The organism is Afipia massiliensis, from assembly GCF_001006325.2.
GTDB classification, from domain to species: domain Bacteria; phylum Pseudomonadota; class Alphaproteobacteria; order Rhizobiales; family Xanthobacteraceae; genus Afipia; species Afipia massiliensis_A.
Window position 1 is genome coordinate 2,817,861 of the sequence record NZ_LBIA02000001.1, and the last position, 26,946, is coordinate 2,844,806.

At 62.3% G+C, this 26,946-nt stretch carries 25 protein-coding genes; 10 read left to right on the forward strand and 15 right to left on the reverse strand.

Going from position 1 to position 26,946, the window contains the following annotated elements; translation table 11 throughout:
• Positions 1-191: 191 nt before the first annotated feature.
• The 6 genes from YH63_RS13440 to YH63_RS13465 form a co-directional block, all read right to left on the reverse strand.
• Positions 192-1,118, reverse strand: a complete 927-nt coding sequence (locus tag YH63_RS13440; protein WP_046827164.1) for a cation diffusion facilitator family transporter — start codon at positions 1,116-1,118, stop codon at positions 192-194.
• A gap of 53 nt (positions 1,119-1,171) precedes the next feature.
• On the reverse strand, positions 1,172-1,867 hold the full coding sequence (locus YH63_RS13445; RefSeq protein WP_046827163.1) for an ABC transporter ATP-binding protein: 696 nt from the start codon (positions 1,865-1,867) through the stop codon (positions 1,172-1,174).
• On the reverse strand, positions 1,867-2,631 hold the full coding sequence (locus YH63_RS13450; RefSeq protein WP_433995096.1) for an ABC transporter ATP-binding protein: 765 nt from the start codon (positions 2,629-2,631) through the stop codon (positions 1,867-1,869). The genes YH63_RS13445 and YH63_RS13450 overlap by 1 nt, the downstream gene beginning before the upstream one ends.
• Positions 2,628-3,929, reverse strand: coding sequence for a branched-chain amino acid ABC transporter permease (locus tag YH63_RS13455; protein WP_046827162.1), 1,302 nt, complete (start codon positions 3,927-3,929; stop codon positions 2,628-2,630). The genes YH63_RS13450 and YH63_RS13455 overlap by 4 nt, the downstream gene beginning before the upstream one ends.
• The gene (locus YH63_RS13460) at positions 3,926-4,873 is read right to left on the reverse strand and encodes a branched-chain amino acid ABC transporter permease (protein WP_046827161.1); all 948 of its coding nucleotides are present in this window, start codon (positions 4,871-4,873) and stop codon (positions 3,926-3,928) included. Before YH63_RS13460 ends, YH63_RS13455 begins: the two co-directional genes overlap by 4 nt.
• A 104-nt stretch (positions 4,874-4,977) precedes the next feature.
• A complete protein-coding gene (locus YH63_RS13465; protein ID WP_046827160.1) occupies positions 4,978-6,210 on the reverse strand; it encodes a branched-chain amino acid ABC transporter substrate-binding protein in 1,233 nt (410 codons plus the stop codon).
• Positions 6,211-6,552: 342 nt separating this feature from the next.
• On the opposite strand from YH63_RS13465, the gene fcl reads away from it, so the two are divergent.
• From fcl to YH63_RS13480, 3 genes are read left to right on the forward strand one after another with little or no spacing between them, the layout of a single operon-like run.
• Complete coding sequence (gene fcl, locus YH63_RS13470; protein WP_046827159.1) at positions 6,553-7,500, forward strand: GDP-L-fucose synthase; 948 nt, start codon at positions 6,553-6,555, stop codon at positions 7,498-7,500.
• Positions 7,501-7,551: 51 nt separating this feature from the next.
• On the forward strand, positions 7,552-7,971 hold the full coding sequence (locus YH63_RS13475; RefSeq protein WP_046829525.1) for a DUF1810 domain-containing protein: 420 nt from the start codon (positions 7,552-7,554) through the stop codon (positions 7,969-7,971).
• 11 nt (positions 7,972-7,982) lie between these two features.
• On the forward strand, positions 7,983-8,432 hold the full coding sequence (locus tag YH63_RS13480) for a secondary thiamine-phosphate synthase enzyme YjbQ (RefSeq protein ID WP_046827158.1): 450 nt from the start codon (positions 7,983-7,985) through the stop codon (positions 8,430-8,432).
• Positions 8,433-8,693: 261 nt separating this feature from the next.
• On the opposite strand, the gene YH63_RS13485 is transcribed toward YH63_RS13480, so the two are convergent.
• Positions 8,694-11,159: a CaiB/BaiF CoA transferase family protein gene (locus YH63_RS13485; protein ID WP_046827157.1), complete on the reverse strand. Its 2,466-nt coding sequence runs from the start codon at positions 11,157-11,159 to the stop codon at positions 8,694-8,696.
• 101 nt (positions 11,160-11,260) lie between these two features.
• Positions 11,261-12,115: a uroporphyrinogen-III synthase gene (locus tag YH63_RS13490; protein ID WP_046827156.1), complete on the reverse strand. Its 855-nt coding sequence runs from the start codon at positions 12,113-12,115 to the stop codon at positions 11,261-11,263.
• Positions 12,116-12,273: 158 nt separating this feature from the next.
• Here YH63_RS13490 and purU point away from each other — a divergent pair, with 158 nt between their 5' ends.
• Entirely contained in the window at positions 12,274-13,137 is an 864-nt protein-coding gene (purU, locus tag YH63_RS13495) for a formyltetrahydrofolate deformylase (RefSeq protein WP_046827155.1), read from the forward strand.
• Positions 13,138-13,149: 12 nt separating this feature from the next.
• On the opposite strand, the gene YH63_RS13500 is transcribed toward purU, so the two are convergent.
• Positions 13,150-13,611 (reverse strand): host attachment protein, encoded by a 462-nt coding sequence (locus YH63_RS13500; RefSeq protein WP_046829524.1) that lies wholly within the window; start codon positions 13,609-13,611, stop codon positions 13,150-13,152.
• A gap of 199 nt (positions 13,612-13,810) precedes the next feature.
• On the opposite strand from YH63_RS13500, the gene YH63_RS13505 reads away from it, so the two are divergent.
• Both YH63_RS13505 and YH63_RS13510 read left to right on the forward strand, forming a co-directional pair.
• Positions 13,811-14,929, forward strand: a complete 1,119-nt coding sequence (locus YH63_RS13505) for a cobalamin-independent methionine synthase II family protein (RefSeq protein WP_046829523.1) — start codon at positions 13,811-13,813, stop codon at positions 14,927-14,929.
• A 193-nt stretch (positions 14,930-15,122) separates the two neighbouring features.
• The gene (locus tag YH63_RS13510; protein WP_052753902.1) at positions 15,123-17,069 is read left to right on the forward strand and encodes an AI-2E family transporter; all 1,947 of its coding nucleotides are present in this window, start codon (positions 15,123-15,125) and stop codon (positions 17,067-17,069) included.
• Between the two features lie 27 nt (positions 17,070-17,096).
• On the opposite strand, the gene YH63_RS13515 is transcribed toward YH63_RS13510, so the two are convergent.
• The 5 genes from YH63_RS13515 to YH63_RS13535 all read right to left on the reverse strand — a co-directional run bounded on the left by YH63_RS13515 (position 17,097) and on the right by YH63_RS13535 (position 21,269).
• Positions 17,097-18,329: an HlyD family secretion protein gene (locus YH63_RS13515; protein ID WP_046827154.1), complete on the reverse strand. Its 1,233-nt coding sequence runs from the start codon at positions 18,327-18,329 to the stop codon at positions 17,097-17,099.
• Positions 18,322-18,783: a hypothetical protein gene (locus YH63_RS13520; RefSeq protein ID WP_046827153.1), complete on the reverse strand. Its 462-nt coding sequence runs from the start codon at positions 18,781-18,783 to the stop codon at positions 18,322-18,324. The genes YH63_RS13515 and YH63_RS13520 overlap by 8 nt, the downstream gene beginning before the upstream one ends.
• A 333-nt stretch (positions 18,784-19,116) precedes the next feature.
• On the reverse strand, positions 19,117-20,016 hold the full coding sequence (locus YH63_RS13525; RefSeq protein WP_046827152.1) for a sigma-70 family RNA polymerase sigma factor: 900 nt from the start codon (positions 20,014-20,016) through the stop codon (positions 19,117-19,119).
• Positions 20,003-20,467 carry a carboxymuconolactone decarboxylase family protein gene (locus YH63_RS13530; protein ID WP_046827151.1) on the reverse strand — a complete coding sequence of 155 codons (465 nt, stop codon included), beginning with the start codon at positions 20,465-20,467 and terminating at the stop codon, positions 20,003-20,005. Before YH63_RS13530 ends, YH63_RS13525 begins: the two co-directional genes overlap by 14 nt.
• 43 nt (positions 20,468-20,510) lie before the next feature.
• Positions 20,511-21,269 (reverse strand): SDR family oxidoreductase, encoded by a 759-nt coding sequence (locus tag YH63_RS13535; RefSeq protein ID WP_046829521.1) that lies wholly within the window; start codon positions 21,267-21,269, stop codon positions 20,511-20,513.
• 341 nt (positions 21,270-21,610) lie between these two features.
• On the opposite strand from YH63_RS13535, the gene YH63_RS13540 reads away from it, so the two are divergent.
• Entirely contained in the window at positions 21,611-21,916 is a 306-nt protein-coding gene (locus tag YH63_RS13540; protein WP_246658055.1) for an I78 family peptidase inhibitor, read from the forward strand.
• 28 nt (positions 21,917-21,944) lie between these two features.
• Here the strand turns inward: YH63_RS13540 and YH63_RS13545 are convergent, their stop codons facing one another.
• Positions 21,945-22,352 (reverse strand): META domain-containing protein, encoded by a 408-nt coding sequence (locus YH63_RS13545; RefSeq protein WP_046827150.1) that lies wholly within the window; start codon positions 22,350-22,352, stop codon positions 21,945-21,947.
• Between the two features lie 220 nt (positions 22,353-22,572).
• On the opposite strand from YH63_RS13545, the gene YH63_RS13550 reads away from it, so the two are divergent.
• The 3 genes from YH63_RS13550 to ahcY all read left to right on the forward strand — a co-directional run bounded on the left by YH63_RS13550 (position 22,573) and on the right by ahcY (position 26,844).
• On the forward strand, positions 22,573-23,916 hold the full coding sequence (locus tag YH63_RS13550) for a hypothetical protein (RefSeq protein WP_046827149.1): 1,344 nt from the start codon (positions 22,573-22,575) through the stop codon (positions 23,914-23,916).
• Positions 23,917-23,975: 59 nt separating this feature from the next.
• On the forward strand, positions 23,976-25,169 hold the full coding sequence (gene metK / locus YH63_RS13555; RefSeq protein WP_046827148.1) for a methionine adenosyltransferase: 1,194 nt from the start codon (positions 23,976-23,978) through the stop codon (positions 25,167-25,169).
• A gap of 238 nt (positions 25,170-25,407) precedes the next feature.
• Positions 25,408-26,844 carry an adenosylhomocysteinase gene (ahcY, locus tag YH63_RS13560; protein WP_046827147.1) on the forward strand — a complete coding sequence of 479 codons (1,437 nt, stop codon included), beginning with the start codon at positions 25,408-25,410 and terminating at the stop codon, positions 26,842-26,844.
• Positions 26,845-26,946: the final 102 nt, after the last annotated feature.

Sequence of the window (26,946 nt, forward strand, 5' to 3'; positions counted from 1 at the left end):
CTTCGCTGCGCTCAGCCTCCGACCTCTCCCCGTAAACGGGGAGAGGTGAAGTGGTGCGAACCGCGCAGTCACGCCGTCATTGCGAGGAGCACTTGCGACGAAGCAATCCAGTTCTTCCTTGTTGCTCTGGATTGCTTCGTCGCAAGTGCTCCTCGCAATGACGGCGTGAACGTCCGCTGCGTCGGCAAGCCTCACTCCGCCCATTCCTGATCGGTCGTGAAGACAATGGACAGCCAGCGGTCGGGGGTGTCGTTGCCGATGGCGTCGCCGATCTCGTCGCGGATCTTGTCCCATTCCTCGAGCCGCCTTGGCGGCAAGCCGGGTGGAACGATGAAGTAAAGCTCGATTTGGCGGCCGCGGCCGACGCGCGCGACATAGGCCCGGTATGACAGGAACTGATAGCGCAGCACGACCTGAGCGGCGATGGCTTCGACCTGTCGCATGAGGTCCGGCGGCGTGACCAGCAGGGCGTCGGCAAGCGCCTGACGCACCGTGCCGATCGGTATGGGGATGACAATCAGGCAGACGATCGCCAGCGCGGCAGGGTCGATATAGGGCGACATCCATTTCAGGTGTGTGCCCTGAATCATGTAGCCGAAGATAAAGGCAACGAGCAGGGCGGCCGTCAGCGCCGCCGACATCATCCAGGCCTTTGCGTCGAGGGCTATGAAATTGGATCGAATGGTCAGGTTGGCCTTGATGTCAAAGATCGCCATGCCGATTGCGGCGAGCATCGTCACGACGGCGTAGATGATGGCCTGGTCGAAGGCGAGTTCGCGACCTCCTGTCAGCAGGCTGCCAATGGCGGTGATCAGCGCATAGATCGCGGCACCCATCAGCAGGATGCCGTTCAATCCGAGAACCATCGGCTCCAGATGCCAGAAGCCCATGGTGAACTGCGCGATGAGTCTGGATTTGGAGCCGCCCTCGCGCGTCGACGCCGCAATCAGGTTGGCGACCAGCAGGGCGAGGATCGTCATGACAGCGTCGATCAGCGCATAGACGCCGTCGAAAACAATCGCGAAGGATCCCGACAGAAGACCGAACAGAATGCCCAGTCCGGCCAGGGCCAGGGTTACAGCGATCGATAGGCGCAGAACGCCTTGTTCGGTCCTCATGCGGGCATCCGGCAATTCCGCGGTGTAATCCCTACATCGCGGAGCGGACGGTATCACACCTCGAGCCATTCCTTGCGGATGGCCTGATTGGCCTTGAGGTCGGCCGGAGTGCCCTCGAACACGATGCGGCCGTGGCCCATCACGTAGAGCCTGTGGGAGATGCGCATGGCGATGGACAGCTTCTGTTCAACCAGCAGGATCGCCACACCGCGCTTGGCGATTTCCGCGATCAGGTCGCCGACCTGCTGCACGATCAGCGGCGCGAGACCTTCGGTCGGCTCGTCGATCATGATGAGTTCAGGGTCGCCCATCAGCGTGCGGCAGATGGTCAGCATTTGCTTCTCGCCGCCGGAGAGCACGCCCGCCGTCGTATCGGCGCGCTCCTTCAGGTTCGGGAACATGTCGAGCATGTTCTCGAGCTTCCACTTGCCCGGATGCTTGGGGTCCTTGACGCCGAGCAGCAGGTTCTGCCGCACGGTGAGGCCGGGGAAGATGTCGCGATGCTCGGGCACGTAGCCGAGCCCGAGATGCGCGATCCTGTAGCTCGGCAGACCGGCGATGTTCTGGTCCTTGAACTTGATGGTGCCGTGCGGTGGCACTTCGCCCATGATGGCCTTGACCGTGGTGGAGCGGCCGACGCCGTTGCGCCCCAGCAGGCTGACGACCTCGCCGGCGCCGATATGCATATCGACGCCCTGAAGGATGTGGCTCTTGCCGTAATAGGCGTGCAGATCCTGAACTTCCAACATCAGGCAGCTTCCTCGCCGAGATAGGCTTCCTTGACCTTCGGACTGTTGCGGATTTCCTCGGGCGTTCCGGATGCGATGATATGGCCGTAGACCAGCACCGAGATGCGGTCGGCGAGGCCGAACACCACGCTCATGTCGTGCTCGACGATCAGCAGCGTCTTGCCGACCGTGAGGCGGCGGATCAATTCCACCGCCCGTTCGGTCTCGGCGTGGCTCATGCCCGCGGTCGGTTCATCGAGCAGGATCACGTCCGCACCGCCGGCGATGGTGATGCCGATTTCGAGCGCGCGCTGTTCGGCATAGGTCAGGAGACCTGCCGGCACGTCGCGGCGCGAGGTGAGGCTGATGTCTTCCAGAATCCGCGCGGTGAGCTCGCGCACTTCCGGCAGGTTGTCGACGCTTTTCCAGAACGCGTACTTATGTCCCGTCGCCCACAGCACCGCGCAGCGCAGGTTTTCCCACACCGTCATGTTGGCGAAGACGTTGGTGACCTGGAAGCTGCGGGACAGGCCGCGCCGGTTGATCTGGTAGGGCGCGAGGGTCGAGATGTCCTCGCCCCGCAGCAGCACGTTGCCGCTGGTCGGCGCCATGTAGCCGCTGATGAGATTGAACGTGGTAGATTTGCCCGCGCCGTTCGGGCCGATCAGGGCATGGCGTTCACCCTGCGTCACCTTCAGGTTGAGGTCGCGGATCACCTTGGTGATGCCAAAGTTCTTCTGGACGTCGCGGATTTCGATGGCGTCGGGTTTCACAGTCGACATCATGCTGCCATTCCCTTCGCACGCGCTGCGGTCAACGCTTCGTCCCAGGCTATTGCGACCCGCTTCCATGTCATGCGCGCGACGATGAAGCCACCGACGATCAGGATCAGCGCGAGAACCCATGTCAGGGGGCTCGCAGCGTTGAACGGAATGCCGAACGCCTTGATGTTCGGATTTTCGGTGGGGTTCATCGTGTAGTGAACGACGGATTCGATCGCGAGCATCAGGCCGATCATGAGCGCAACCGTCGGAACGAGCGCGACGAGATAGGACGGCAGCACACGCCCGAGCGTCCCGCCCCTGAGCAGCGGGCGATGCATCATCAACAGTCCGGTGATGCCGCCGGGCGCGAACATGACAACCACGATGAAGAACAGCCCGAAGTAAAGCTGCCAGACGTGGGTCAGGTCGCTCAGTCCGAGCGACAGCAGCGTAACGAAGATCGCGCCGACGATTGGGCCGATGAAGAAGCCGACGCCGCCGATATAGGCTGCGAACAGCACCGTGCCGGACTGCACTGCGCCGAGATAGGCCGAATTGGCGATCTCGAAGTTGATGGCGGCGAGCGCGCCCGCGATGCCAGCAAAGAAGCCCGAGAAGCAGAACGCGATGTAGCGGACCACGTGCGGATCGTAACCGACGAACTGCACGCGCTCGGGGTTATCGCGAACCGCATTGCACATCCGTCCCAGCGGCGTGCGGGTGAGGGCGTACATCGCAATCATGCAGATCAGCGTCCAGGCCGCGACCAGATAATAGATCTGGATCTGCGGGCCGAAATTCCAGCCGAACACGCTCAGCAGCTTGGTGCGGTTGGCGGAAATGCCGGCTTCGCCGCCGAAGAACGTCCGCAGGATCAGCGCCGAGGAGGCGACCAGTTCGGCGACGCCGAGCGAGATCATGGCGAAGGCGGTGCCTGAACGTTGCGTCGACACCCATCCGAGCAGGATTGCGAAGGCGAGGCCTGCCAGTCCGCCGATCAGCGGCACCAGCGGCAGCGGGATCGCCCACTTGTTGCCGCCGATGATGTTGATGGCGTGAATGACGAGAAAGCCGCCGAGACCGTAATAGACCGCATGGCCGAACGACAACATGCCGGTCTGGCCGAGCAGGATGTTGTAGGACAGCGCAAAGATGATCGAGATGCCGATCAGGCTGAACGTCGTCAGGGCGCCACCTGTGCCGAAGACCTTCGGCAGCACCAGCAGGAAAATCGCGACAGCGGCCCAGAGCCCGTAGAACTTGAGGTTGTCGGCCGCGGTCGGCGGCGGAGGCGCAACGCGTGCGGTGATGTCGCTCATGTTTCACGCGTCCCCAAAAGGCCCATCGGACGGAGCGCGAGAATCAGCACCAGCAGCACATAGGGCATGATCGGCGCGATCTGCGCCACGGTCACATTCCAGATGTCGGAGAGCCATGTCGATGCGTAGGCGGGACTGAGCGGGCCAAACACTTCGGACAGCGATCCATTCATCGACACCGCGAAGGTCTGCACGAGGCCGATCAGCAGCGAGGCGATGAACGCGCCCGGCAGCGAGCCGAGCCCGCCGACCACCACGACGACGAACAGGATGGGGCCAAGGAGGCCGGCCATGTTCGATTGGGTGACCAGCGCCGGACCTGCGATGACGCCCGCCACCGCGGCGAGCGCGGTGCCGACGCCGAACACCATCATGAAGATGCGCCCGACATTATGGCCGAGATGGCCGACCATATGCGGATGGGTCAGCGCAGCCTGCACGATCATGCCGACCCGCGTGCGCTTCAGCACGACGAGCAGCGCCAGGAAGATGGCGACCGACACCAGCAGCATGAACATCTTGTAGGCGGGATAGTTGGTCGAGAAGATCGTGAAGGCAGGGAAATCGAGCGAGGACGGCACGCGGAAATCCACCGGGCTCTTGCCCCAGATGATCTGCACGACTTCCTCGATCGCGAACGCGAGGCCGAAGGTGAACAGCAGTTCGGCGACATGGCCGTTGCGGTGGACCTGGCGCAGCCCGAAGCGCTCGACGCCGGCGCCGATGATTCCCGCGAGGATGGGGGCGACCAGCAGGGCGGGCCAGAAGCCGAACCACCGGCTGATCTGAAATCCAAAAAATGCGCCGAGCATGTAGAAGCTCGCGTGCGCGAAGTTCAGCACGCCGAGCATACTGAAAATGACCGTCAGGCCGCTGGCCATCAGGAACAACAGCATCCCGAACAGGACACCGTTCAATGTGGATATGACGACTAGTTCAAGCACGACCTCAGCACTCCCCCCGGATACATGAAGGTCTCGTGTTCACCCCGGCGCGGGCCGGGGCGAACACAATCAGTTGGCGAAAAAAGCCAGCTTGCGGTGACCTCTTATGGACGGGTCATCTTGCAAGTGGTCGGCAGGACGGTCTTGTCGGCATCGATCTTGGCGACACCCTTCCAGCCCCAGCCGGTCTTTTCTTCGTCAAACGGCTCCTTGTTCTTCAGTTCGCCGAACTGCGCGATGTAGATCGGCTGGAAGAACTGGTGGTCGTCCTTGCGCATGAAGCCCTTGCCGCCGTTGAAGACTTCATAGTCCATGCCTTCGAGAGCAGCCGCAACCTTGACCGGCTCAAGTGACTTGGCCTTTTCGGCAGCGAGCGCGAACATGCGCATTTCGTTGACGGCGCGCGGATAGAACAGGCTGAAGCCATACTTGTCGCGCAGTGCCTTTTCGAACGCCATCGACGACTTGTTGTCGATGTTGGCGTAGCCTTCCGCAACCTGGAACACCTGATCGTTCAGGTTACCCTGCTTGATCGCGGTCGGACCGCCGGTGCCGCCTGCGTAGTAGGTGTACCAGTTGACCTTGAGCCCGGAGTCAGCCGCTGCCTTGAGCAGCAGCGCGAAGTCCTGGCCCCAGTTGCCGGTGATGACGCTGTCCGCGCCGGACGCCTTGATCTTCGCGATATACGGCGCGAAGTCGGTGACCTTCAGCAGCGGGTGCTTTTCGTCGCCGACGATCTCGATGTCCGGACGCTTCGTCTTCAGCATCGCGCGCGCGGCGGTGCGCACCGATTCGCCGAACGAGTAGTCCTGGTTGATCAGATAGATTTTTTTGATCGACGGAGTGCCCTTCATGTAGTTGGTGAGGGCTTCCATCTTGATGTCGGAGTTTGCGTCCCAGCGGAAGTGCGAGAAGCTGCACTTTTCGTTGGTGAGGACCGGATCAACCGCGGCGTAGTTGAAGTACAGCACTTCCTTGCCGGGATTGCGTTCGTTGTACTTGGTGATGAAGTCGGTCAGCGCGCCTGCCACCGAGGAGCCGTTGCCCTGGGTGATGTAGCGCACGCCCGAGTCGATCGCCTTCTGGGCCTGGATCAGGCTTTCCTGCGGATTGGTCTTGTTGTCGAGCGGAACGATTTCGACCTTTTTGCCGAGAATGCCGCCCTTGGCGTTTACTTCGTCGGCAAGGAACTGGAAGGTCTTGAGGCCGATTTCGCCGACGCTGGCGCCGCCGCCGGACAACGGGTCGATGTAGCCAATTTTCAAGGTGTCCTGGGCCATCGCCGCTCCGCCCAGCATGGGAAGCGCGAACGCCGCAGCCATCATCAATTTACGCATTTTTATCTCCCTGAATTCTCTTTGTGATCGGCCCGTTCTTGCGGGTGGACAGCCAAGATTTTGGGATCTTGTACCGTCCGGGCCGTTCGTGCGGCGGATTGTGGTCCAACGCCCCGCCAGCCGCAAGCCCGGTCTCTGGCCGGGCTGGAGAATGCTTAATTTGCCCGGCAGGGTGGGACCGTGATAGGGGTCCGGACCGTTTGCTGGGACCGCGACCGACGGACGCACGCCGTCATTGGTTGTTTTCTGTGCTGCCCGCATTTCGGTAATCTTCGGTGCGGGGTTGAATGAACATGCCAGCGGCAAAATCGCGACCGTCACGGTCGCCGTGCGGGATCGACGATGGCCGTCGTGCCATTTGATCTGAAAGGGAAACGCGTGTTCGTGGCCGGCCATCGGGGGATGGTGGGCAGCGCCATCGTGCGCCGGCTCGGCCGCGAGGGTGCCGAGGTCCTGACTGTTTCGCGGAGCGAACTTGATCTGCTCGATCAGGCCGCCGTGAACAGGTGGTTCGCGGCGATGCGCCCGCAGGTTGTGTTCCATGCGGCCGCGAAGGTCGGCGGCATCGTCGCCAACAACACCCTGCGCGCAGAGTTCATCTACGAGAACCTCCTGATCGCGACCAACGTCATCCATGCGGCGCATGTGCACGGCGTCGAGAAGCTGCTGTTTCTCGGTTCCTCATGCATCTATCCGAAGCTGGCTCCGCAGCCGCTGCGCGAGGATTCGCTGCTGACCAACACGCTCGAGCCGACCAACGAGCCCTATGCGATCGCCAAGATCGCCGGCGTCAAGATGGCGGAGGCTTACCGCGCCCAGTACGGCAGCGACTTCATCAGCATCATGCCGACCAATCTCTATGGCCCCGGCGACAACTATCATCCCGAATACAGCCACGTGGTCGCGGCGCTGATCCGCCGCTTCCACGAGGCGAAGGAAACCGGCGCGCGCGAAGTCGTGGTGTGGGGCACCGGCACGCCGCGGCGTGAGTTTCTTTATGTCGACGACATGGCCGACGCCTCGATCCATCTGATGAAGACCTATTCCGAAGGCGGTCTGATCAATGTCGGGACCGGCGAGGATATTTCCATCGCGGACTTTGCGCGCGTGGTCGCGCGGACCGTCGGCTACACCGGCGAGATCACGTTCGATACGTCGAAGCCGGACGGGACGCCGCGCAAGCTGCTCGATGTCGGCAAGCTCGCGAATTTCGGATGGCGGGCGACGACCTCGCTCGACGACGGCATCAAGCTTGCCTATCAGGCGTTCCTGAAGGAACGCGCGTCGTAATACATATCCGGGTTCCGGAACAAAGTTGGCCGCCTGTCTTTGGTGACAGCGATGAGTGACATCCACGACCTTCAGCGGTTTGTCGCGGCGCAGGCGCCGGTCTATCCGCGCGTGGTGTTGGAGTTGCGCGCGGGCCGCAAACAAAGCCACTGGATGTGGTTCATCTTTCCGCAGATCGAAGGTCTCGGCTTTAGCGCAATGGCGCAGAGATATGCGGTTCACTCCTCTGCCGAGGCGGTGGCGTATCTCGATCATCCGGTGCTCGGGCCAAGGCTGCGCGAATGCACGCGGCTGGTGAACGCGGTCGACGGCAAGGATATTCATGCGATCTTGGGATCGCCCGACGATATAAAATTCAGATCGTCGATGACGCTGTTCGCCGAGGTCACTGCCGACAACGCGGACTTTGTTGCCGCCCTGCATAAATACTACAATGGCGAATTCGACCCGGCGACCATCGCCCGGCTGTGAGCGACAGATCCATGAAACAGACTCCCGTTCTTGTCACCGAAGCCGCGACCATCGCCACCTCGGTGCTCACCGTGCCGAGCAAAGGCGAGGGCTTCATCGACATCACGGCGGAGGTTGCGCGGTTCCTGAAGCAGACCGGCAGCACGACAGGGATGGTGACCCTGTTCATCCGGCATACGTCGGCGTCCCTGACCATTCAGGAGAATGCCGATCCCGACGTGCTGGCGGATCTGATCACCTCGTTGCGGCGGCTCGCGCCAACGGACGGCGGCTGGCGTCACACGGTCGAAGGCCCCGACGATATGCCGGCGCATATCAAGACGATGTTGACGTGCAGTAGCCTGCAAATTCCGGTTCTTGACGGCGCGCTGGCGCTCGGCACCTGGCAGGCGATCTATCTGATCGAGCACCGCACGCGGCCGCACAGCCGCGAGGTGGTGATGCAGTTTATGGGAAGCTGAAGGGCGTAGCCGTCATTGCGAGCGAAGCGAAGCAATCCACTCTTGAAAGTGATCGGCTGGATTGCTTCGTCGCTGACGCTCCTCGCAATGACGCGGTGGAGGCCGATGACGCCGGAGATTTTGCACAGCGTCGTCCCGGCGAAAGCCGGGACCCATAACCACTAAATCACGTGGTGATGACGAGTTGCCAGATCAGCGTATCAATGATTGCGATAGGGAGTATGGGTCCCGGCTTTCGCCGGGACGACCGAACTGCGGTCTCTAGCTCGCCGCACTCGCGGTCTTGCCCTCGGGCTTTTTCTTCTTTGGTTTCGGCAATGTCGCCTCGGTACCGATGATCTCGGCGCGCGCAAGCTCCGCGATCTCGGCGTCGCTAAGACCGAGCACCTCGCGCAATACTTCACCATTATGCTGACCCAGCGTCGGCGCGACATTCACGATGGCATAGGGCAACTCGCTGTCGTCCTCGCGATAGGCGACGGACGGCAGCAGGTGCGGGCCCATGAAAGGCCGGTCGCTCGGCTGCCAGTGTCCCGTCTTCAGCAAATGCGGATCGGAGGCGAGGTCCTGTGGCAGCTTGGCGATGCCCGCGGGCACACCGGCCTTCTGCAATGTCACCATCGCGATGTCGGGGCGCACGTCGGCGAGCCAGTGCCGGATCGCGACCTCGATGGAGTCCTCGTGTTCGCGCCGGCCTTCGATAGTCGCGAGCCTGGAATCGCCTGCGAGATCCGCGCGCCGCATCACGCCGCACAGCGCGCGCCACTCGTCGTCGCTGCGCACCGAGAGCGTGATCCACTGATCGATGCCAACGGTGGGAAAGCAGCCGTTCGGCACATATTGCGGATGACGGTTGCCGATGCGCGGACTGGTTGCGCCGGTCGCCGATTGTTCGAGGATCGAGGGCGCGACCATCGGCAGCATGCACTCCACCTGGCTGAGGTCGATGTGCTGACCCTCGCCGGTGCTCCGCTGATGCATGAAGCCGAGCAGCAGCGCGGCGGCGCCGTTCAGGCCGCCGATCGGATCGCCGATCGCCGCGTGCAGCATCACCGGTGGGTCTTCCGGGCCGCCGGTGACCGAAGGCAAACCCGATGCCTGTTCCAGCGTCGAGCCATAGGCGCGCACGCCGCTCCATTTTCCCGTCATGCCGAAGGCGGGCATGGTGACGATCACGAGACGCGGATTGATCTTGAGAATGTCGTTCACGCCGAGGCCGAGGCGCGGCATCACGTCGGCGGCGTAGTTGTCGATCACCGCATCGGCGTCCTTCATCAGCCGCTTGAGCAGCGAGAGGCCGGCTTCGGTGGTGAGGTCCAGTGTGATGCCGCGCTTGTTGCGGTTGTTCATCTGGAACCAGTAGGTCTTCTCGTAGGTCCGCTCCTCGTGATAGGGCGGCCGCGTGTCGGTGCCGCGGAACCAGTCGGGATACTGGCAGGACTCCACTTTAATGACGTCGGCGCCGAGATCGCCCATCTGGCGCGTCGCGGTCGGCCCGGCCCAACCCATGGTGAGATCGATGATGCGCAGGCCCTTCAGCGGCAGCGCGTCCGCCGCAGTCGCGGCGCGCGTCGCCTTGCGTGTATGCGCGCGCAGGGCCGTTTTGTCGTCCGCGCCTGCGAGCGGCGCGCGTCCGTTCGGCTTCGGACGCGAGCGCGTCAGATATTGCGGCAGCACCGGCCCTTCAAATGACGCGCTACCGATCTCCACCGATCCGAATGCCCCGCGCACGCGATGCACATCCTGTTCGAGCAGTTCCTTCATGTCGGGCACGACCGCGAGCGGCAGCCGCAGCTCGATGCCCATCTCGAACCATTCCAGCGCGGTTTTCTTCAAGAGAGCCGGCGTGATGATCGCTTTCAGTTCATCCGCATGGTTGAAGCGGCCGATGGTCGCCGAGTATTTCGGATCGGCGCCAAGCTCGGGCATGTCGAGCATGGTGCAGAACGCCGCCCACTGCGCGGGCGTGACCACGGTGACGCCGAGCCAGCCGTGCTTGGTGACGAAGTTGCCCGACGGATAGCCGCGGCCGAACCGGTTGATACCGGGGCGCGGGCGCGTGAAGCCGGATTCGAGCGCAAGCCCGGTGTCGAACTCGCTGATGTGCAGCATCGCCTCTAAATTGTTGACGGCGAAGCGGCGCGCGCCGTGCGTGTATCCATAAAGGCCGGCGAGGCTCGGAATGAAGGCGGTCAGTCCGCCGACCACGCCGATCTGTCCGTCGCGCGGCAGCACAGGCGGCCCTTCGACCGGGCCGACCAGCTTCACGAGGCCCGCGAGACTGCGGCACACTGAATCTGTCGCGAGATAATTGCGATACGGCCCGTGTTCGCCGAACCACGACATGGCGGTGATGGCGAGGCCGGGATCGACCTTGCGCAAACGGTCGTGCGAAATCAGCGAGGCTTCGATCTCACCGGGATGCCGCGCGTCGAGCAGCAGGTCGGAACCGGCGAGCAGTTCGAGAATCCGGTTCGCGCCTGCCGGTGTTTCCAAATCGGCGGTGATGCTTTTCTTGTTGGTGTTGAGCCAAGCAAAGGTGAGGCTCTCGCGCCGGCCAGAGCCCGCATCCGCAAGCGGCGGAATAACGCGTCCGGGATCGCCACCCTGCGGCTCGATCTTGATGACCTCCGCGCCGAAATCCGAAAACAGCTTGCCGCAATAGCCGAGCGTATCGCCCGATCCGAGTTCAACGACGCGCAACCCTGACAGCGGCAAGTTCGGCATATCCACCCCGGTTCATTTGCGGCGCACAACAAATGCGCGCTTGTTTTCCGGATGTCTTAGCAACTGCCGCCGCGTTCGGCAAAGCCGCAAGCCATGTTCTTCTAGCGGGACGGTGCCGCATTTTGCAGACGTGGCGACGTCTTGTTGAGCGCTGTCGCCATGGCGCTGATCAGCGGCTTCATAAAAAACGAGTCGTTGGCGGGATAAATGTCGGTGTGCAGGCCGTTGGCCTTCAGTTCATCCGACACGACGGGGCCGACCGAGGCCACCGGCGTCTGCTTGAGACCCGCGCGCAACTGGTCCTCGCAGTTGTGCGCACGCGCCACGTCGATCAGCCGCCGCACCTGGCCCGAGCTCGTCAGCGCAATCGCATCGACGCGGCGCTGCGCCATCTCATCAATGGCTGCGACGATGTTGGTGTCCGCCGCCTGTCCGTCATAGATGTAGGGCAGCACAGGCTCGACGGTTGCGCCGAGCGAGGTGATCGCCGCTATCAGCTTGCCGTGATCCTTGTCGGGATAAAGCTGAAGCCCGACGCGGCGGCCTTTCAGATTCTCCTGAGCGAGCATGGCGGCGACGCCTTCCGATGTCGGCGTCTCGGTCTGGACGTCGGCTTCGAGGCCGATCTCGCGCAGCGCCCGCACCGGCTTCGGGCCGCGTGCGTATCGCTTCGCTTTCGCAATCGCTGCGATAAAATCCTGATCGACCCCGATGCGCCGCGCGACTTTCATCATGCGGCGCAGGCCTTCGCCGGTCATCAGGACCAGATCGTCGAACGGCTTGTCGATGAACAGCCTGATCCAGGCTTCAACCGGGGCAGGGTCCGGCGCGTCATGAATGGTGAACATCGGACATTGCAGCACATGGGCGCCCTGTTCCTGAAGCAGGCGCGAAAACTGCGCTTCCTCGCGCGTTTCCAGAATCAGGATCCGGTAACCTTCAAGCCTGCCAGCCATATCAACCTTTCGCGACCAAAGTCGAACCGAAGCGCCAGCCTATTGCCGCCGCGGATCGCATGCCAGCCTGTTTTACACGCGGGATTGGCGAAAATGTTGCACGGGTGTTAGAGGATGGTTCCGCCCCGTCACCTGTCGTCCAGAATCGAAAAACCCCCATGTCCGCACAGCAATTCGTCTTGACCCTGTCCTGCCCGGACCGCCCCGGCATTGTGTCGGCGGTCTCCACCTTCCTGTTTGCCAACGGGCAGAACATTCTCGACGCGCAGCAATACAGCGACATCGAGACCGGCCGGTTCTTCATGCGGGTAAGTTTCGATTCGCCCGCCGCGCCGGCGGACCTGCCGACGCTTCAGGCCGGGTTCGGTATGATGGCGAAGCCGTTCGACATGGTCTGGCAACTGCGCGACCGCGCTGTGCAACAGCGCGTGCTGCTGATGGTGTCGAAGTTCGATCATTGTCTCGCCGACATTCTTTATCGCTGGCGGCGCGGCGAAATGCCGATGACCCCGACTGCGATTGTTTCCAATCATCCGCTGGAGACCTATGCCGGGATCGATTTCGCAGGCATCCCGTTTCACCATTTGCCGGTGACGCGCGCCACCAAGGACGAGCAGGAAGCGGCAGTCTGGAAAATCATTCAGGGCACCAAAACGGACCTCGTGGTGCTGGCGCGTTACATGCAGGTGCTGTCGGAGGACTTCGCCGGCAAGGTCTCCGGGCGCTGCATCAATATCCACCACTCGTTCCTGCCGGGCTTCAAGGGCGCGAAGCCCTACCATCAGGCGCATGAGCGTGGCGTCAAATTGATCGGCGCCACGGCGCATTACGTCACCAGCGATCTCGACGAAGGCCCGATCATCGAGCAGGACATCGAACGCATCAGCCATCGTGATGAGCCGGAAGACCTTGTCCGCAAGGGCACGGACATCGAGCGGCGCGTGCTCGCCCGCGCGATCCGTTATCACCTTGAGGACCGGGTGATCCTCAATGGGCGCAAGACCGTGGTGTTCACGGACTGATTTTGTCCGCAGTTACGCCGCCGACAGCCGCCGCTCGATGTCCTCGACCGGGTGGCCGGTCAGATCCTTGTCGATTTCGGCGATGATGCGGACTTTCACATTGGTATCGAGGAGGCGGCGCAGTTCCGCCAGCGTGCGTGGCGGCGCCGCGATCACGAAGCCGGGGATGTCGCGGTCTCGCGCCAGCCCCTCCAGTGCATCCGCGATGGTTCGCGCAAACCGCTGTTCTCCGATCTCTTGCCAGTCGGTTTGCTCCATGGCGCTCCGTCGCGCGCCGACGCTCGCGAATGAGCGTCCGGGCTGATCGGACCCCTGTTCGCGCGTCGGCGGATTGTCGTTCCGGAGAACCTGCTCGGTTTTCAGGCGGGGGGTGGTCTGGTTACCTTCGTTGCGGAGGAAAAGGGCTTTGCGGCCGTCGCCGACGATGATGTAGGCGTTATGGGGAATGCGGATAAATTCATTGTTTTTGGTCATGTGGATGGTCTCCCATGCCTCGCAAACCAACCGCTCGGCCGGGCTTTCGTTCCGGCCGCCGCGCTGGTTAAACGGCCGGAAACCGTATCGACAAGCGCGGCCGGTCGGCTGCGTGCAATGCATAAAAGTTGCTCAGTCTTGCTGACGGATTGTGGTAGTGAGCGCGCCAAGATCGGACAGGGTCGATCCGGAGAACATGATGCAGAAATCGAAGCCGCCGTTTCGCGCCGACCATGTCGGCAGCCTGTTGCGGCCGGAACGGATCAAGGACGCGCGGGCGCGATTTGCCAAGGGCGAGATTAAGGCCGCCGAACTGGCGCGCGTCGAATCCCTCGAAATCGGCAAGATCGTCCAGAAGCAGAAGCAGAACGGCCTGCGGCTCGCGACCGACGGCGAATTCCGCCGCTCGTGGTGGCATTTCGATTTTCTTAAAAGTCTCGACGGCTGCGAGCTTCACAAGACCGACGGCATCCAGTTCAACGGGATAACGACGCGCGGCGAAAGCATCCGCGTCACCGGCAAGCTGGATTTTCCCGGCAGCCATCCGATGCTGGAGCATTTCAAGCTGCTCAAGGACAAATGCGATCTCGCCGGGATCTTGCCGAAGATGACGATCCCGTCGCCGTCGCTGCTGCACTATCGCGGCGGACGCCGGGCGATCTCGCAGGAGGTCTATCCGGATATGGATGACTTCTTCGTCGATCTGGCGAAAACATATCGCAGGGCCGTGCAGGCATTCTATGACGCGGGCTGCCGCTATCTGCAATTCGATGACACGGTGTGGGCCTATCTCTGCTCCGAGGACCAGCGCGAGAAGCTGCGCGGGCGAGGCGAGGACCCCGATGCCCTTCCGGCGGTCTATGCCCGCGTCATCAATTACGCGATTGCCGAGCGCCCGGCCGACATGACGATCACCACGCACGTTTGCCGTGGCAACTTCCGTTCGACCTGGATTTCATCCGGCGGCTACGAACCGGTGGCGGAGATCCTGCTGTCGCGCGTCAACTACGACGGCTACTTCCTTGAATACGATTCCGACCGCGCGGGCGGATTCGAGCCGCTGCGATTTTTACCCAAGGGCAACAAGACGGTGGTGCTTGGGCTCGTCACGTCGAAGACCGGCGCGCTTGAGACAAAGGACGACATCAGGCAGCGGGTGATGGAGGCGGCGAAGTTCGTCGCGCTGGATCAGCTTGCGCTGTCGCCGCAATGCGGCTTCGCCTCGACGGAGGAAGGCAACGTCCTCACCGAGGACGAGCAATGGGCGAAGCTGCGCCTCGTCGTCGATGTGGCGAACGACGTCTGGGGGCGTTCCTGAACGGGGCGGACCTTTGAACCAGAACTTCGACCAGAGACCGTGATCTTGTCGCCATGCGGAAACGCTGTCCGCGCGCGGCTCGCCGCTCGCTCGAAAAACCCTTTCTACGCCACACGTCCGCGCGCCGTTCCGGAACAATTTTGCTTGCCCACCGTTGAACTGTGGGCAAATGCGGCCGGTTGCGGCGAGGGACATGATCTTGAACATCGGCGATACGGTGCGTCCAGGCGTCGTGCAGGCTGTACGGGGGCCGGGCGTCGCCGCAGCGATTGTCGCCGCGCTCATTATCACCGGCCTTTACGTTGGCCGCGAAATCTTCGTTCCCATCGCGCTCGCCATTCTCCTCAGTTTCGTTCTCTCGCCGCCGGTTGATCGCCTCGAGCGCTGGCGCGTGCCGCGAAGCGCCGCGGTGCCCATCGTCGTGGTCGGAGCCTTTGTCCTGATCTTCGCGCTGGGCAGCCTGATCGCCTCGCAGGTCACGCAACTCGCCGAAGGCCTGCCGGGCTATCAGCAGACCATGCAGGACAAGATTTCATCGCTGCGGAGCTTCACCTCGGTGGGGCCGCTGGAACGCGCGGCGAGTGTCTTGCAGGATCTCGGCAAGGAGCTGAACAAGCCGGAAGCCAGCGTCGAGACCCCGCGCACGGCGCCGCAGCCGGATCAAGCCAAGCCGCTCCTGGTCGAGGTGCGGGCGCCGCCGCCGACGGCCCTTGAAAATGTCGCGTCGCTGATTTCGCCCTTGCTGCAGCCGCTGGCGACCGTGGGCGTGGTCCTGATCTTCGTCGTGTTCATTCTGTTTCAGCGCGAGGATCTGCGAAACCGCTTGATCAAGCTCGCCGGCGCAAACGACCTGCAGGCGACGACATCCGCCATCGATGACGCGGCCGGCCGCCTTAGTGGTCTGTTCCTGTCGCAACTGGGATTGAACACCGCTTTCGGCATCGTGATCGGATTGGGACTCTGGGTGATCGGCGTGCCGAGCGCGGTCCTGTGGGGCATTCTCGCAGGCATCATGCGCTTCGTGCCGTATATCGGCGCGTTCATCGCGGCGTTCTTTCCCCTCACGCTTGCGATCGCCGTCGATCCCGGCTGGTCGATGCTGGCATGGACCGCCGGGTTGATCATCATCACCGAGATGACGGTCGGCCACGCCATTGAGCCGATGCTGTTCGGCCGCAGCAGCGGTCTCTCGCCGTTTGCGGTGGTGGTGTCCGCAACATTCTGGACCGCGCTGTGGGGCCCGATCGGTCTCGTGCTCGCGACGCCCATGACAGTGTGTCTCGTGGTGCTGGGTCACCACGTGGAGAGCCTGAAGTTTTTCGACATTCTGCTGGGCGATCGTCCTGCGCTGTCGCCACCCGAGAATTTCTACCAGCGCATGCTTGCGAATGATCCCGGCGAAGCTGTCGAGATGGCCGAGGAATATCTGAAGGAGCGCACGCTCTCGGAATACTACGAGGAGGTCGCCCTGAAGGGATTGAAACTCGCTCACAACGACCTGAAGCGGGATCGTCTGCCCGCCGTCCGCCTTGCTGCCATCCGCGACAGCGTCATCGAACTGATCGACGATCTCGCCGATGAGGACGACGACGCCCGCAAGGGTGACACCAACGATGCGGAAGCCGAAGCCGCCATCGAGGCGTCGGTCCCGATGCCGGAACTGCCCTTCGTCATCCGCGAAGGCCTTCCCGCGGCGTGGCAGGCGGAATACCCGGTGCTATGCGTGGCCGAGCGCACCGACCTCGACGAGGCTGCCGCGCTGATCCTCACGCAGATCCTGTCGAAACACGGACTTGGGGCGCGCGTGGCGAAGAAAGAAGACGTATCGAGCAGTGGAATTTTCCGCCTCGACGGCGAGGGTGTCGCGCTGGTTTGTATCTCCGCGCTGGATGATGGAAGTCCGGCCTATACGCGTCATGTCGTGCGCAAGCTGCGCCGCAAGATGCCGCAAGCCAACATCCTCGTTTGTTACTGGATGGCGGAAAATCTCGCGATCACGAAGGACAGTATCAAGGCCGATGCGCTCGCGACGCGTCTGAGCACGGCCGCAAAGTATTGTCTGGATCTCGCGCAACCGCGCGGCGAGACGTCCGAGGACGGCGCACCCGCGCGCGATGTGGTTCTCCGCGTCGCCGGGTGAGGGCGACCGCGGTTTCGCGCCGCAGACTCAGTGCCCGCTCAATACCAGCGTCTTGACCGGAAGCAGCAGCGCCTGAATCCGCAACAGCATCGCATGCACGATCCCGACGGCATCGACGGCGTGCAACCAGATACGCTTCGATGTGCCGGTCTCCTTGGCAGAGATCACGTCGTGGTTATTGGTGTAGGCGTTGGCGATGCAGCTGCTGCCGGGCGTCACGCCTTCAAGGCCGCCCTTGTAGATCGGCTCCATGAACACGAGGATCGTCCCCGGACGTTGCGTCTGCTGCGCTTCAACCAGTTGCTCTCCGCCGCGGAACTGGCCCGCCGCGATGTAGTTCTGCACATTCGTGACCACCATCGGGATCACGGTCCATGGCTTTGAAATGCAGGTGGCCTCGGCGACCATGCCGACCTTCATGACCTGTGCTTCGATCTGTCCGAATCCTGCCGACAGCGCGCGCTGTCCCGCGCCTTCCGGAATCAGGATGCCGGCAGATCGCATGATCGGATTGACGACATCACCCGGCCGCAAAAAGAACTGTTCGACACGTCCATCCACGCCGGCGCGAATGAAGGTCTTGTCCAGATCCACTTGCGCCTGGGCAAGTGCTGCTTCCCCGCTTGCTTTCTCCGCAGGTAGAAGTGTCGTCACACGTATCACGGCAGATTGCTTCGCTGCGGTGACGGCATCGAGCGTGCCCTGTCGCCCGGTCAGGGCCACTTCGAGCTTTTCGATGTCACGCTGCGGGACGATGCCCGGATTGCGCTTCTGCAACTCGCGTTTGACGTCGAGTTCGTCGGCCGCTTGCTGATAGGAACTCTTGGCTTCCTGAATCTGGGCGTCGGCCTTGACCACATCCGACTGCGCCGCGACCAGCGAGGCATCGACTTCCGCGATCTTGCGCTTTGCGGTTTCCAGCGCTGCTGCCTGCTTTGCACTGTCGAGCGTGAAGATGACATCGCCCTTCTTGACGGGAGCGCTGTGATCGACACGAACCTCTGCCACGCGGCCGACCACTTCAGGAATGATGGGCACGGTTCGATAGTACATGGTCGCGCTGGTGGTGGACGGATGGAAGTAGAAAATGACCGTGATCAGCGCCACGGTCAGTATCACGCACGAGGTGATGCCCCATCGCAGTTCATACCAGACCGAGAACAGCGTAATCTCTTTGCCCAGCCGCTTTCCTTGCGCATAGCGGCGATAGAGATAATCGGGAAAGACTGTCAGAAGCGAGCACAGGATCAGTTCAAGCATGATGCTGCACCTCGCTCTTGCCGACAGAGGCTTTCGTCTTGTCGGATGCGTCCGCAGGAGGTGCGTGAGCCGTCGTTGGGTCCGGCGGCTCGGATGGATCGGGGTCGGGCGGAATCCCGGCCATTTTCTGGACTGAGCCTGCGATGCTGCGCAGCGGTGTGCTGAAATCGGGTAGATCGACCAGGGCAAGAAGCAGCGCGATCACCCAGAACAGGTGATTGTGCGTAAACAGTGCGAGCAAGCAGAGCACGGCCACGATCTCGAACTGCAGCTTCTGCGACTTGTGCGCCATCCGCTCGGGCAGGGAGTGGATCTGCAGATAGATGTTGCCGACGAACAGAATGGCGCCGAGCAGAATAATGCCGACGACCACCATCAGCACATCGGTGTCACCGGGGGCGGTGATAAAGCCCGGGAGGTGATGCGGTGCGGCTGGATGTAGTGACTCGCTCAAAGGCAACCTCCGCCCGGAAGAATGTTCGTCATAAATAAAACTACCAGAAATAAAGACTGGATCAGTCATCGGGCGTTGCCGAGGGTTCCATCCTCGCACAGGGGCGGAACTTGGCAAGATGCAAAAAATGTTCTGCGGGAGAGAACTGCAGTTTCTGGATAGTGGGTGCCGGCAGCGTCCCACCCGCGCGAAATGCGCATCATTCAGTCGTGGGCGGTGAAAATCCATATGCTCCTGTCGCATTGATGCAATGGGCAGCGTGCCGAACTGCCGTCACCATCCCGCCTTTTGCACGGAAGTTCGCCGCCGTTTCGCCTTTTGGCTGCGCGGCTGTCAGTGACGGGTTTCTGGCGATCCGGAAACGTTGAGCGCCTCCGCGACATGGCGCAGCTTGTCGGGATTGCGGGTGATGTAGATCTCGGTGATCTTGCCGTCCTCGATGGCGAACGCCGTGGTCTGAAACACGTTGTCGCGCTCAAAGCTGACATAGCCCGGCAGGCCGTCGATCCGCATCGGCTCGAACGTATCGGACTTCTTGATCCCGAGTTTTCTGCTCAGGCCCTCATAGAGGCGCAGCACGCGCTCCAGCCCGACGATCGGATTGAGGAAGGCGAGCACCTTGCCGCCGCCGTCCGAACGGATCACGACGTTCTGCGCGAGGATCGAGCGCAGGGCGTTGGTGTCGCCGCTGCGCGTGGCGACGAAAAAGGCTTCGGCGATACGGCTGCCTTCGTCGCGCGCAACGGGAAAGCGCGGCCGCGAGTCCTGAACGTGCTTGCGCGCCCGCGCCGCCAGTTGCCGGACCGCGGCGGGTTCGCGTTCGACGGTCGCCGCGACTTCATCGAGCGGAACGCCGAACACGTCATGCAGCAGGAAGGCCGCGCGCTCCAGCGGCGACAGGCGTTCCAGCACGAGCATCAGCGTCAATGTCAGATCGTCCTGATCCATTTCATCCGGCTCCTCGATCATCGGCTCCGGCAGCCATGAGCCGACATAGGTTTCGCGGCGGGAGCGGGCGGATTTCATCACATCGAGGCATAGCCGCGTCACGATGCGCGAGAGGAAGGCGGCCGGAGTGTCCACTGCCGTGCGGTCGGCCTGCTGCCAGCGCAGCCACGCGTCCTGTACGACATCCTCGGCCTCGGCGACCGAGCCCAGCATGCGATAGGCGAGACGCACCAGCCGGGGCCGCTGCGTCTCGAATGTTAGCGTGCCGTCGTCAGGCAGCGACATCGGCCTTGTCCACGGGATGGAGCGCGCGGAAGCCGACCTGCAACCTGTTCCAGACGTTGATGGCGCCGATCAGCATGGTCAGGTTCACCTGTTCGCTCTCGGTGAATTCGCTCTTGAGAAGTTCGTAGTCGCTGTCCGGTGCGCCTGTCGCTGCGAGCAGCGTCAGGGATTCCGTCCATGCTAGAGCTGCTCTTTCGCGGGCGCTGTAAAGCGGGGATTCGCGCCACGCGGTCAGCATATAGATCCTCATCTCGGTTTCGCCATGGGCACGCATATCCGTCGAATGCATGTGAAGGCAGAAGGCGCAGCCATTGATCTGCGAGGCACGCATTTTGACCAGTTCGATCAGGCTGTGCTCAAGGCCGCTTGTCTTGATGGCGGCTTCGAGAGCGTGCATCGCCTTGATGGCATTGGGGGCAAGCGTGTAGGCGGCTTCAATTCGAGGCTTCATGATTGTCTCCGTTTTGTGTGACAGTTGTTCAGTCAACGGCCGGTTATGCGGCCGCGGTGGTCTGATCGCGGCGCAGCCACGCGTCGAATGTGATGGTGCCGAGACGGGCGCCGGCATCCGGCGTCAGCGAGCGATCGTCAAGCTTGATGCCGAAATAGCGCGCATCGGGATCGGTGATGACGTCTCTCCGGTCGTTCCTGGCGGTCAGGTACGTCCGGATGAGTTGATCGAGCTGGAAGGATTCCGGTCCGGCAACTTCGACCATGCCCTTCGCAGGGGCGAGTGCCGCGTCCACAACCGCAGCGGCAACATCATCGGCGGCCATCGGCTGGATTTGCGCGGACGACACGCGGACGGTCTGTCCCTGCGTCGCTTCCTGCGCGATGCCGCCGACAAATTCGAAAAACTGCGTGGCGCGCACAATGGTGTAAGGCTGTCCCGAATTTTCGATCAGGCGTTCCTGCGCCAGCTTGGCGCCGAAGTAGCCGAACTCGAGCAGACGCTCGGTGCCGATGACCGACAGCGCGACGTGAAGCTTCACGCCGGCGGCTTTTTCCGCCGCGAAAATATTGCGTCCCGCCGCTTCGAAGAAGGCGAGCGCGGCTGCGGCCTCAAACGACGGCGAGTTCGCCACGTCGATGACGACATCAGCGCCCGCGAATGCGTCCTTCAGTCCCTCGCCGGTAACGGTGTTGACACCGGTTGACGGCGAAGCCGCCAGAACCTCATGGCCGCGCTGGCGCAACTGGGTCACGACGCGCGATCCGATCAGGCCGGAACCTCCGATAACGACGATCTTCATGATGGCCTCCTGTCTGCTGCCGCGATGGGCGGCGGTTGATAACGGAACTGCATGAAAGGTCTTTGGTTTCGGCGGGGGGCCCGCCGTTGCCTTCTGCTCTTTCTGCACCTTCGCCATCAAGACGAGGCAGCAGGGGCCGGATGTGACATGGCCGAAAATGATTTTTTCCGGGCGAAGCAGATGCCGGGCGGTCCGCTCAGTCTTCAATGTTCGTGGAATTGAGCGAAGCGAAGACAACTTCGCCTTGTTCCGTGCGCCTTGGGGCCGTTAGATTTCTCCTTACGGCGCAATGCGTGGTGCGTAGCCCGATGGTTGCTTGGCCTTTCACGGAGGTAGTTGCCTTGACGCTCAATTCCAGATTGACCGCCGGGACTCTGGCGCTGGCGGTTCTTATCGCCGCCGCCTCTCAGAGTGTCACGCGCCATGCGGAGGCGGCTGGCGGAGCCGGCATCTGCCGACGCGATGCGGCAGAGGTCCTTGCGGGCAAGAAACGTATCACCAATGCACAAGCGAGGCGGATCACCGGGGCTTCCCTCGTGCGCCAGATCAAGCCCGGCCAGCCCGTGACGATGGACTACCGCCAGGAGCGCGTGACGATCGAGACCGATCCGAAGACTGGGAGGATTGTCCGCGCCTTTTGCGGCTAGGGCAGACGATCATTGTCCCTGCGATAGTCTAGTCCATCTTGCTGAGGCGCATCAGTTCGAAGCCCTGGCGGTCGAGGAGCAGAAGTTTCTTCTGCGCCTGGTCGATTCGCCAGGTCCTGACTTTTTCCAGCGTGCTGTGGAATTTGCTTTCCTGGTTCATCACGGCGGGTGAGCAGGCCATGCGCGTGCTGGCCATCGGCAGAAACTTGATCGCATTGCCGTCGATCTTCGCCGAACCGGCGTAGCGGTTGCAGCCGCCCATGCCGTTGACGATTCCGTCGTCGCGAATCTCCAGTGTCGTTTGCAGCCGGTCGATGACGCCGCCGCCGTCGATGTCTTCCGCCAGCCATTTGCCGGTCGGCGTCGAAGAATCCGCCGCCGCGCCGAAGGCCACCAGGCTGAGGAAAAGGACCGATGCGGCAAATCTGATGAGCATGATGTGGCTTCAAAAATGAGGAGGCGGGGACACGTATCCTCCGTGGACACGCATCATCATGTGGATGATTGCCGATGCCGCCATTTTAAAGGCTCTAACTTTAAAGGGCGGGATTTCCCGGAATCCCGGTTTCTATTGTGGGCAGATGGTGGTAGGAAGCTGAACGCAAAATCGTTCTGCCCACAAATTCTGGCCCACTCGAACGCTGCCCACCGGTCTGATGAAAAACGACCAGCTCCTGGCTCAGATTTCCGAATACTGCCGACAGGCGGGAATGGCGGAATCGACGTTCGGCCGCCGCGCGGTGAACGACGGCAAGCTGGTGCACCGGCTGCGCGAGGGCAAGCGCATCACTGTCGATACGCTCGAGCGTATTCAGGCCTTTCTCGGCGACGGCGTGCCGGTCGTCACCGTGCCGGAACCGCCGATCGAGAAGCGCGATCCCACCGGCAACTTCCGTTTTTTTGAGAACCGGCAGAAATACCTGCTGTTCGTCCACACCTGCTCGGAAAAGCGGGTGATCGCCGACCGGGTGGCACTGGAGTTGGGGAGTATCCATCCGCGCCCGCCCGCATTGCGTGTTTTCGACGCAGGCGTGGGCGACGGGACGGTGCTGGCGCGGGTGATGCGCGCGATGCACAGCCGGTTCCCGAACATGCCGTTCTATATCGCCGGCAAGGAGATCAGCCTCGAGGACGTGCGGCTGACCCTGAACAAGGTGCCGGACCGCCTGTTCGAGCATCCGGCGACCGTTTTTGTCCTGACCAACATGAACTACGCCGAGGCCCCATGGCTGGCGCCGAAATCGCCCACCGCCGCCGCCGGCATGATCTGGCGCGAGGTCGCGCTGCGCGGCTCGTCGTCCGGCGAATTCGAGACGCAAATCGCCGACTTGCAGCCGTTTCTGGAAGAAAACTGGCGCGCCGCCGTCAGCACGCGCTCGGGCATGCCCGTCTATGAGCGGCCGATCGCGCTCGTGATCTATCGCGAGGATCACCGGTTCCTCCTCGATGCCATGATTCCACGGGCCGGCCGGGTCGAAGCCAATTTCGATCTGGTGATCGCCTCGCAGCCCTATCGGGCCAGATCGTCGCTGAATTTCCGCGCCAAGAAGATTGTTGCGCCATTGGCCCGCGCGCTGCGCGCCGGCGGCCGGCTGATCGGGATTCACTCCTACGGCCGCGATCCCGGGATGGAGATTGTGCAGTCGGTTTGGCCGGGAGAAAATCCTTTCGCGGTCAGCCGCCATGAGCTACTCCGCGCCGTGAAATACGAGCTGGGCTCGTCCGGGCGCGATCTTAACTTTAATGCCTATGCGGATAACCGCTCGATCTTCCGGTACGATATGGAAGCTTTACCAAACGAGGTAACGGGTCCGATCGGGACCTCGACGGCCTTTGCAGCATGGAACGCGGCGGTGTATGTCGCTCAGGTCGAAGACGACCGCCTGGACGAAGTCACGCAAAGCGGACGTTATCTCGACGCCACCAGAGAGGTTCTGCGCAAGCACAACGGCCTCTGGTTCTACGATGAATCCTACGTCATCTCACGGCGTCGAGATTGAAGAATCTAACTTGAGAATTCAAACGGGCCGACCGCGGCCCATCTGGAAGGGATTGGTTGATGCGCGCGTCTTATCTGTTCACAAGTGAATCGGTTTCTGAAGGTCATCCGGACAAGGTTTGCGACCGGATTTCGGACGAGATCGTCGATCTGTTTTTCCGTGAAGGCCCGAAGGCCGGAATCGATCCGTGGGATATTCGTGCCGCGTGCGAAACGCTGGCGACCACGAACAAGGTGGTGATCGCGGGCGAGACGCGCGGCCCATCGACGGTCACCAACGATCACATCGAAGCTGTCGTGCGCGCTGCGATCAAGGACATCGGCTACGAGCAGGACGGTTTCCACTGGAAGAACGCCGACATTGAAATCCTGTTGCATCCGCAGTCTGCCGACATCGCGCAGGGCGTCGATGCGAAGCAGCCGACCAATGCGGAAGAGGGGGCTGGCGATCAGGGCATCATGTTCGGTTACGCCACCAACGAGACGCCGGAACTGATGCCGGCGCCGATCCACTACGCGCACAAGATCCTGCGCCTGATCTCGGAAGCCCGTCACTCTGGCGTCGAGAAGGTGCTCGGCCCGGACTCCAAGAGCCAGGTCACCGTGCAGTACGAAAACGGCAAGCCGGTTGGCGTGCGCGAGATCGTCGTGTCGCATCAGCATCTCGTCGAGGACATGACCTCGAACCAGGTGCGCGAGCGCGTCGAGCCGTACGTGCGCAAGGCGCTGCCGGAAGGCTGGATCAACGGCAAGACCATCTGGCACATCAACCCGACCGGCAAGTTCTACATCGGCGGTCCCGATGGTGACGCGGGCCTCACGGGCCGCAAGATCATCGTCGACACCTACGGCGGTGCGGCTCCGCACGGCGGCGGCGCGTTCTCCGGCAAGGACTCCACCAAGGTCGACCGCTCGGCGGCTTATGCCGCGCGTTACGTCGCCAAGAACGTCGTCGCGGCTGGTCTTGCGGATCGCTGCACGTTGCAGCTCGCTTACGCCATCGGTGTGGCGCGTCCGCTGTCGATCTACATCGACACCCACGGCACCGGCAAAGTCTCGGACGACAAGATCGAGAAGGCTGTCGCCGAGTCGATGGACCTCACGCCACGCGGCATCCGCAAGCACCTCGACCTCAACAAGCCGATCTACGCGCGCACCGCCGCTTACGGCCACTTCGGCCGCACCCCGGATGCCGACGGCGGCTTCTCGTGGGAAAAGACCGATCTCGCCGACGCACTCAAGCGCGCGGTGTAATCTGAAGTAGTTCAGCGCGAAGGCCGGATTATCCCTCCCCCTTGTGGGGAGGGTCGGCCGAGCGAAGCGGAGGCCGGGGTGGGGGTCTGTCGCAGACGAAAGCACCCCCACCCGACGCATCGTTCGCTGCGCTCTCGATGCGCCACCCTCCCCACAAAGGGGGAGGGAGAAGAAAGCAGACCCGAATTTGCGTGCAGCCCCGCGCAACCACGCCACTCATGCATCAGGATTACACAATATGACCACCGCCACCGCGAAAGCCCCCGCAGGCTTCAACGACTACATCGTCGCAGACATCGGCCTTGCCGAGTTCGGCCGCAAGGAACTCTCGCTGGCCGAGACCGAAATGCCCGGCCTGATGGCGACCCGCGAAGAGTACGGCCCGAAGCAGCCGCTGAAGGGCGCGCGCATCGCGGGCTCCCTGCACATGACCATTCAGACCGGCGTGCTGATTGAAACGCTGAAGGCGCTCGGCGCTGACATCCGCTGGGTCTCCTGCAACATCTATTCGACGCAGGATCACGCCGCTGCCGCCATCGCGGCCGCAGGCATTCCGGTGTTCGCGATCAAGGGCGAGACGCTGAAGGATTACTGGGACTACACCGCCAAGCTGTTCGACTGGCACGGCGGCGGTCATCCGAACATGATCCTCGATGACGGCGGCGACGCCACCATGTACGTCCACCTCGGCCTGCGCGCCGAGAACGGCGACGTAGCATTTTTGGACAAGCCGGGCTCCGAGGAAGAGGAAGTATTCTTCGCGCTGCTCAAGAAGCAGCTCAAGGACAAGCCGAAGGGCTACTTCAAGGCGATCGCCGACAGCATCAAGGGCGTTTCGGAAGAAACCACCACGGGCGTGCATCGTCTGTACGACATGCAGAAGGCCGGCACGCTGCTGTGGCCTGCCATCAACGTCAATGACTCGGTCACCAAGTCGAAGTTCGACAACCTCTATGGCTGCCGTGAATCGCTGGTCGACGGCATCCGCCGCGGCACCGACGTCATGATGTCGGGCAAGGTCGCGATGGTCGCGGGCTTCGGCGACGTCGGCAAGGGCTCGGCGGCTTCGCTGCGTCAGGCCGGCTGCCGCGTGATGGTCTCCGAAGTCGATCCGATCTGCGCGCTGCAGGCGGCGATGGAAGGCTATCAGGTCGTGACCATGGAAGACGCGGCACCTCAGGCCGACATCTTCGTTACCGCGACCGGCAACAAGGACATCATCACCATCGAGCACATGCGCGCGATGAAGGATCGCGCCATCGTCTGCAACATCGGCCACTTCGACAACGAGATCCAGATCGCCTCGCTGAAGAACCTGAAGTGGACCAACATCAAGCCGCAGGTTGATGAAATCGCGTTTCCGGACGGTCACCGCATCATCATGCTGTCGGAAGGCCGCCTCGTGAACCTCGGCAACGCGATGGGTCATCCGTCCTTCGTGATGTCGGCGTCGTTCACCAACCAGACGCTGGCGCAGATCGAACTGTGGGCCAACAACAAGGACGGCAAGTACAAGAAGGAAGTCTACGTGCTGCCGAAGTCGCTCGACGAGAAGGTTGCGCGCCTCCACCTTGCCAAGATCGGCGTCAAGCTCACCGAACTGCGCAAGGATCAGGCCGACTACATAGGTGTGAAGCAGGAAGGCCCGTACAAGAGCGATCATTATCGCTATTGAGCCTCGCTTGTCATTCCGGGATGCGCCTTTTGGCGCAGGCCCGGAATCCATGCTTTCTGCCTTCTGGATTCCGGGTTCGCTCGCGATGCTCGCGCCCCGGAA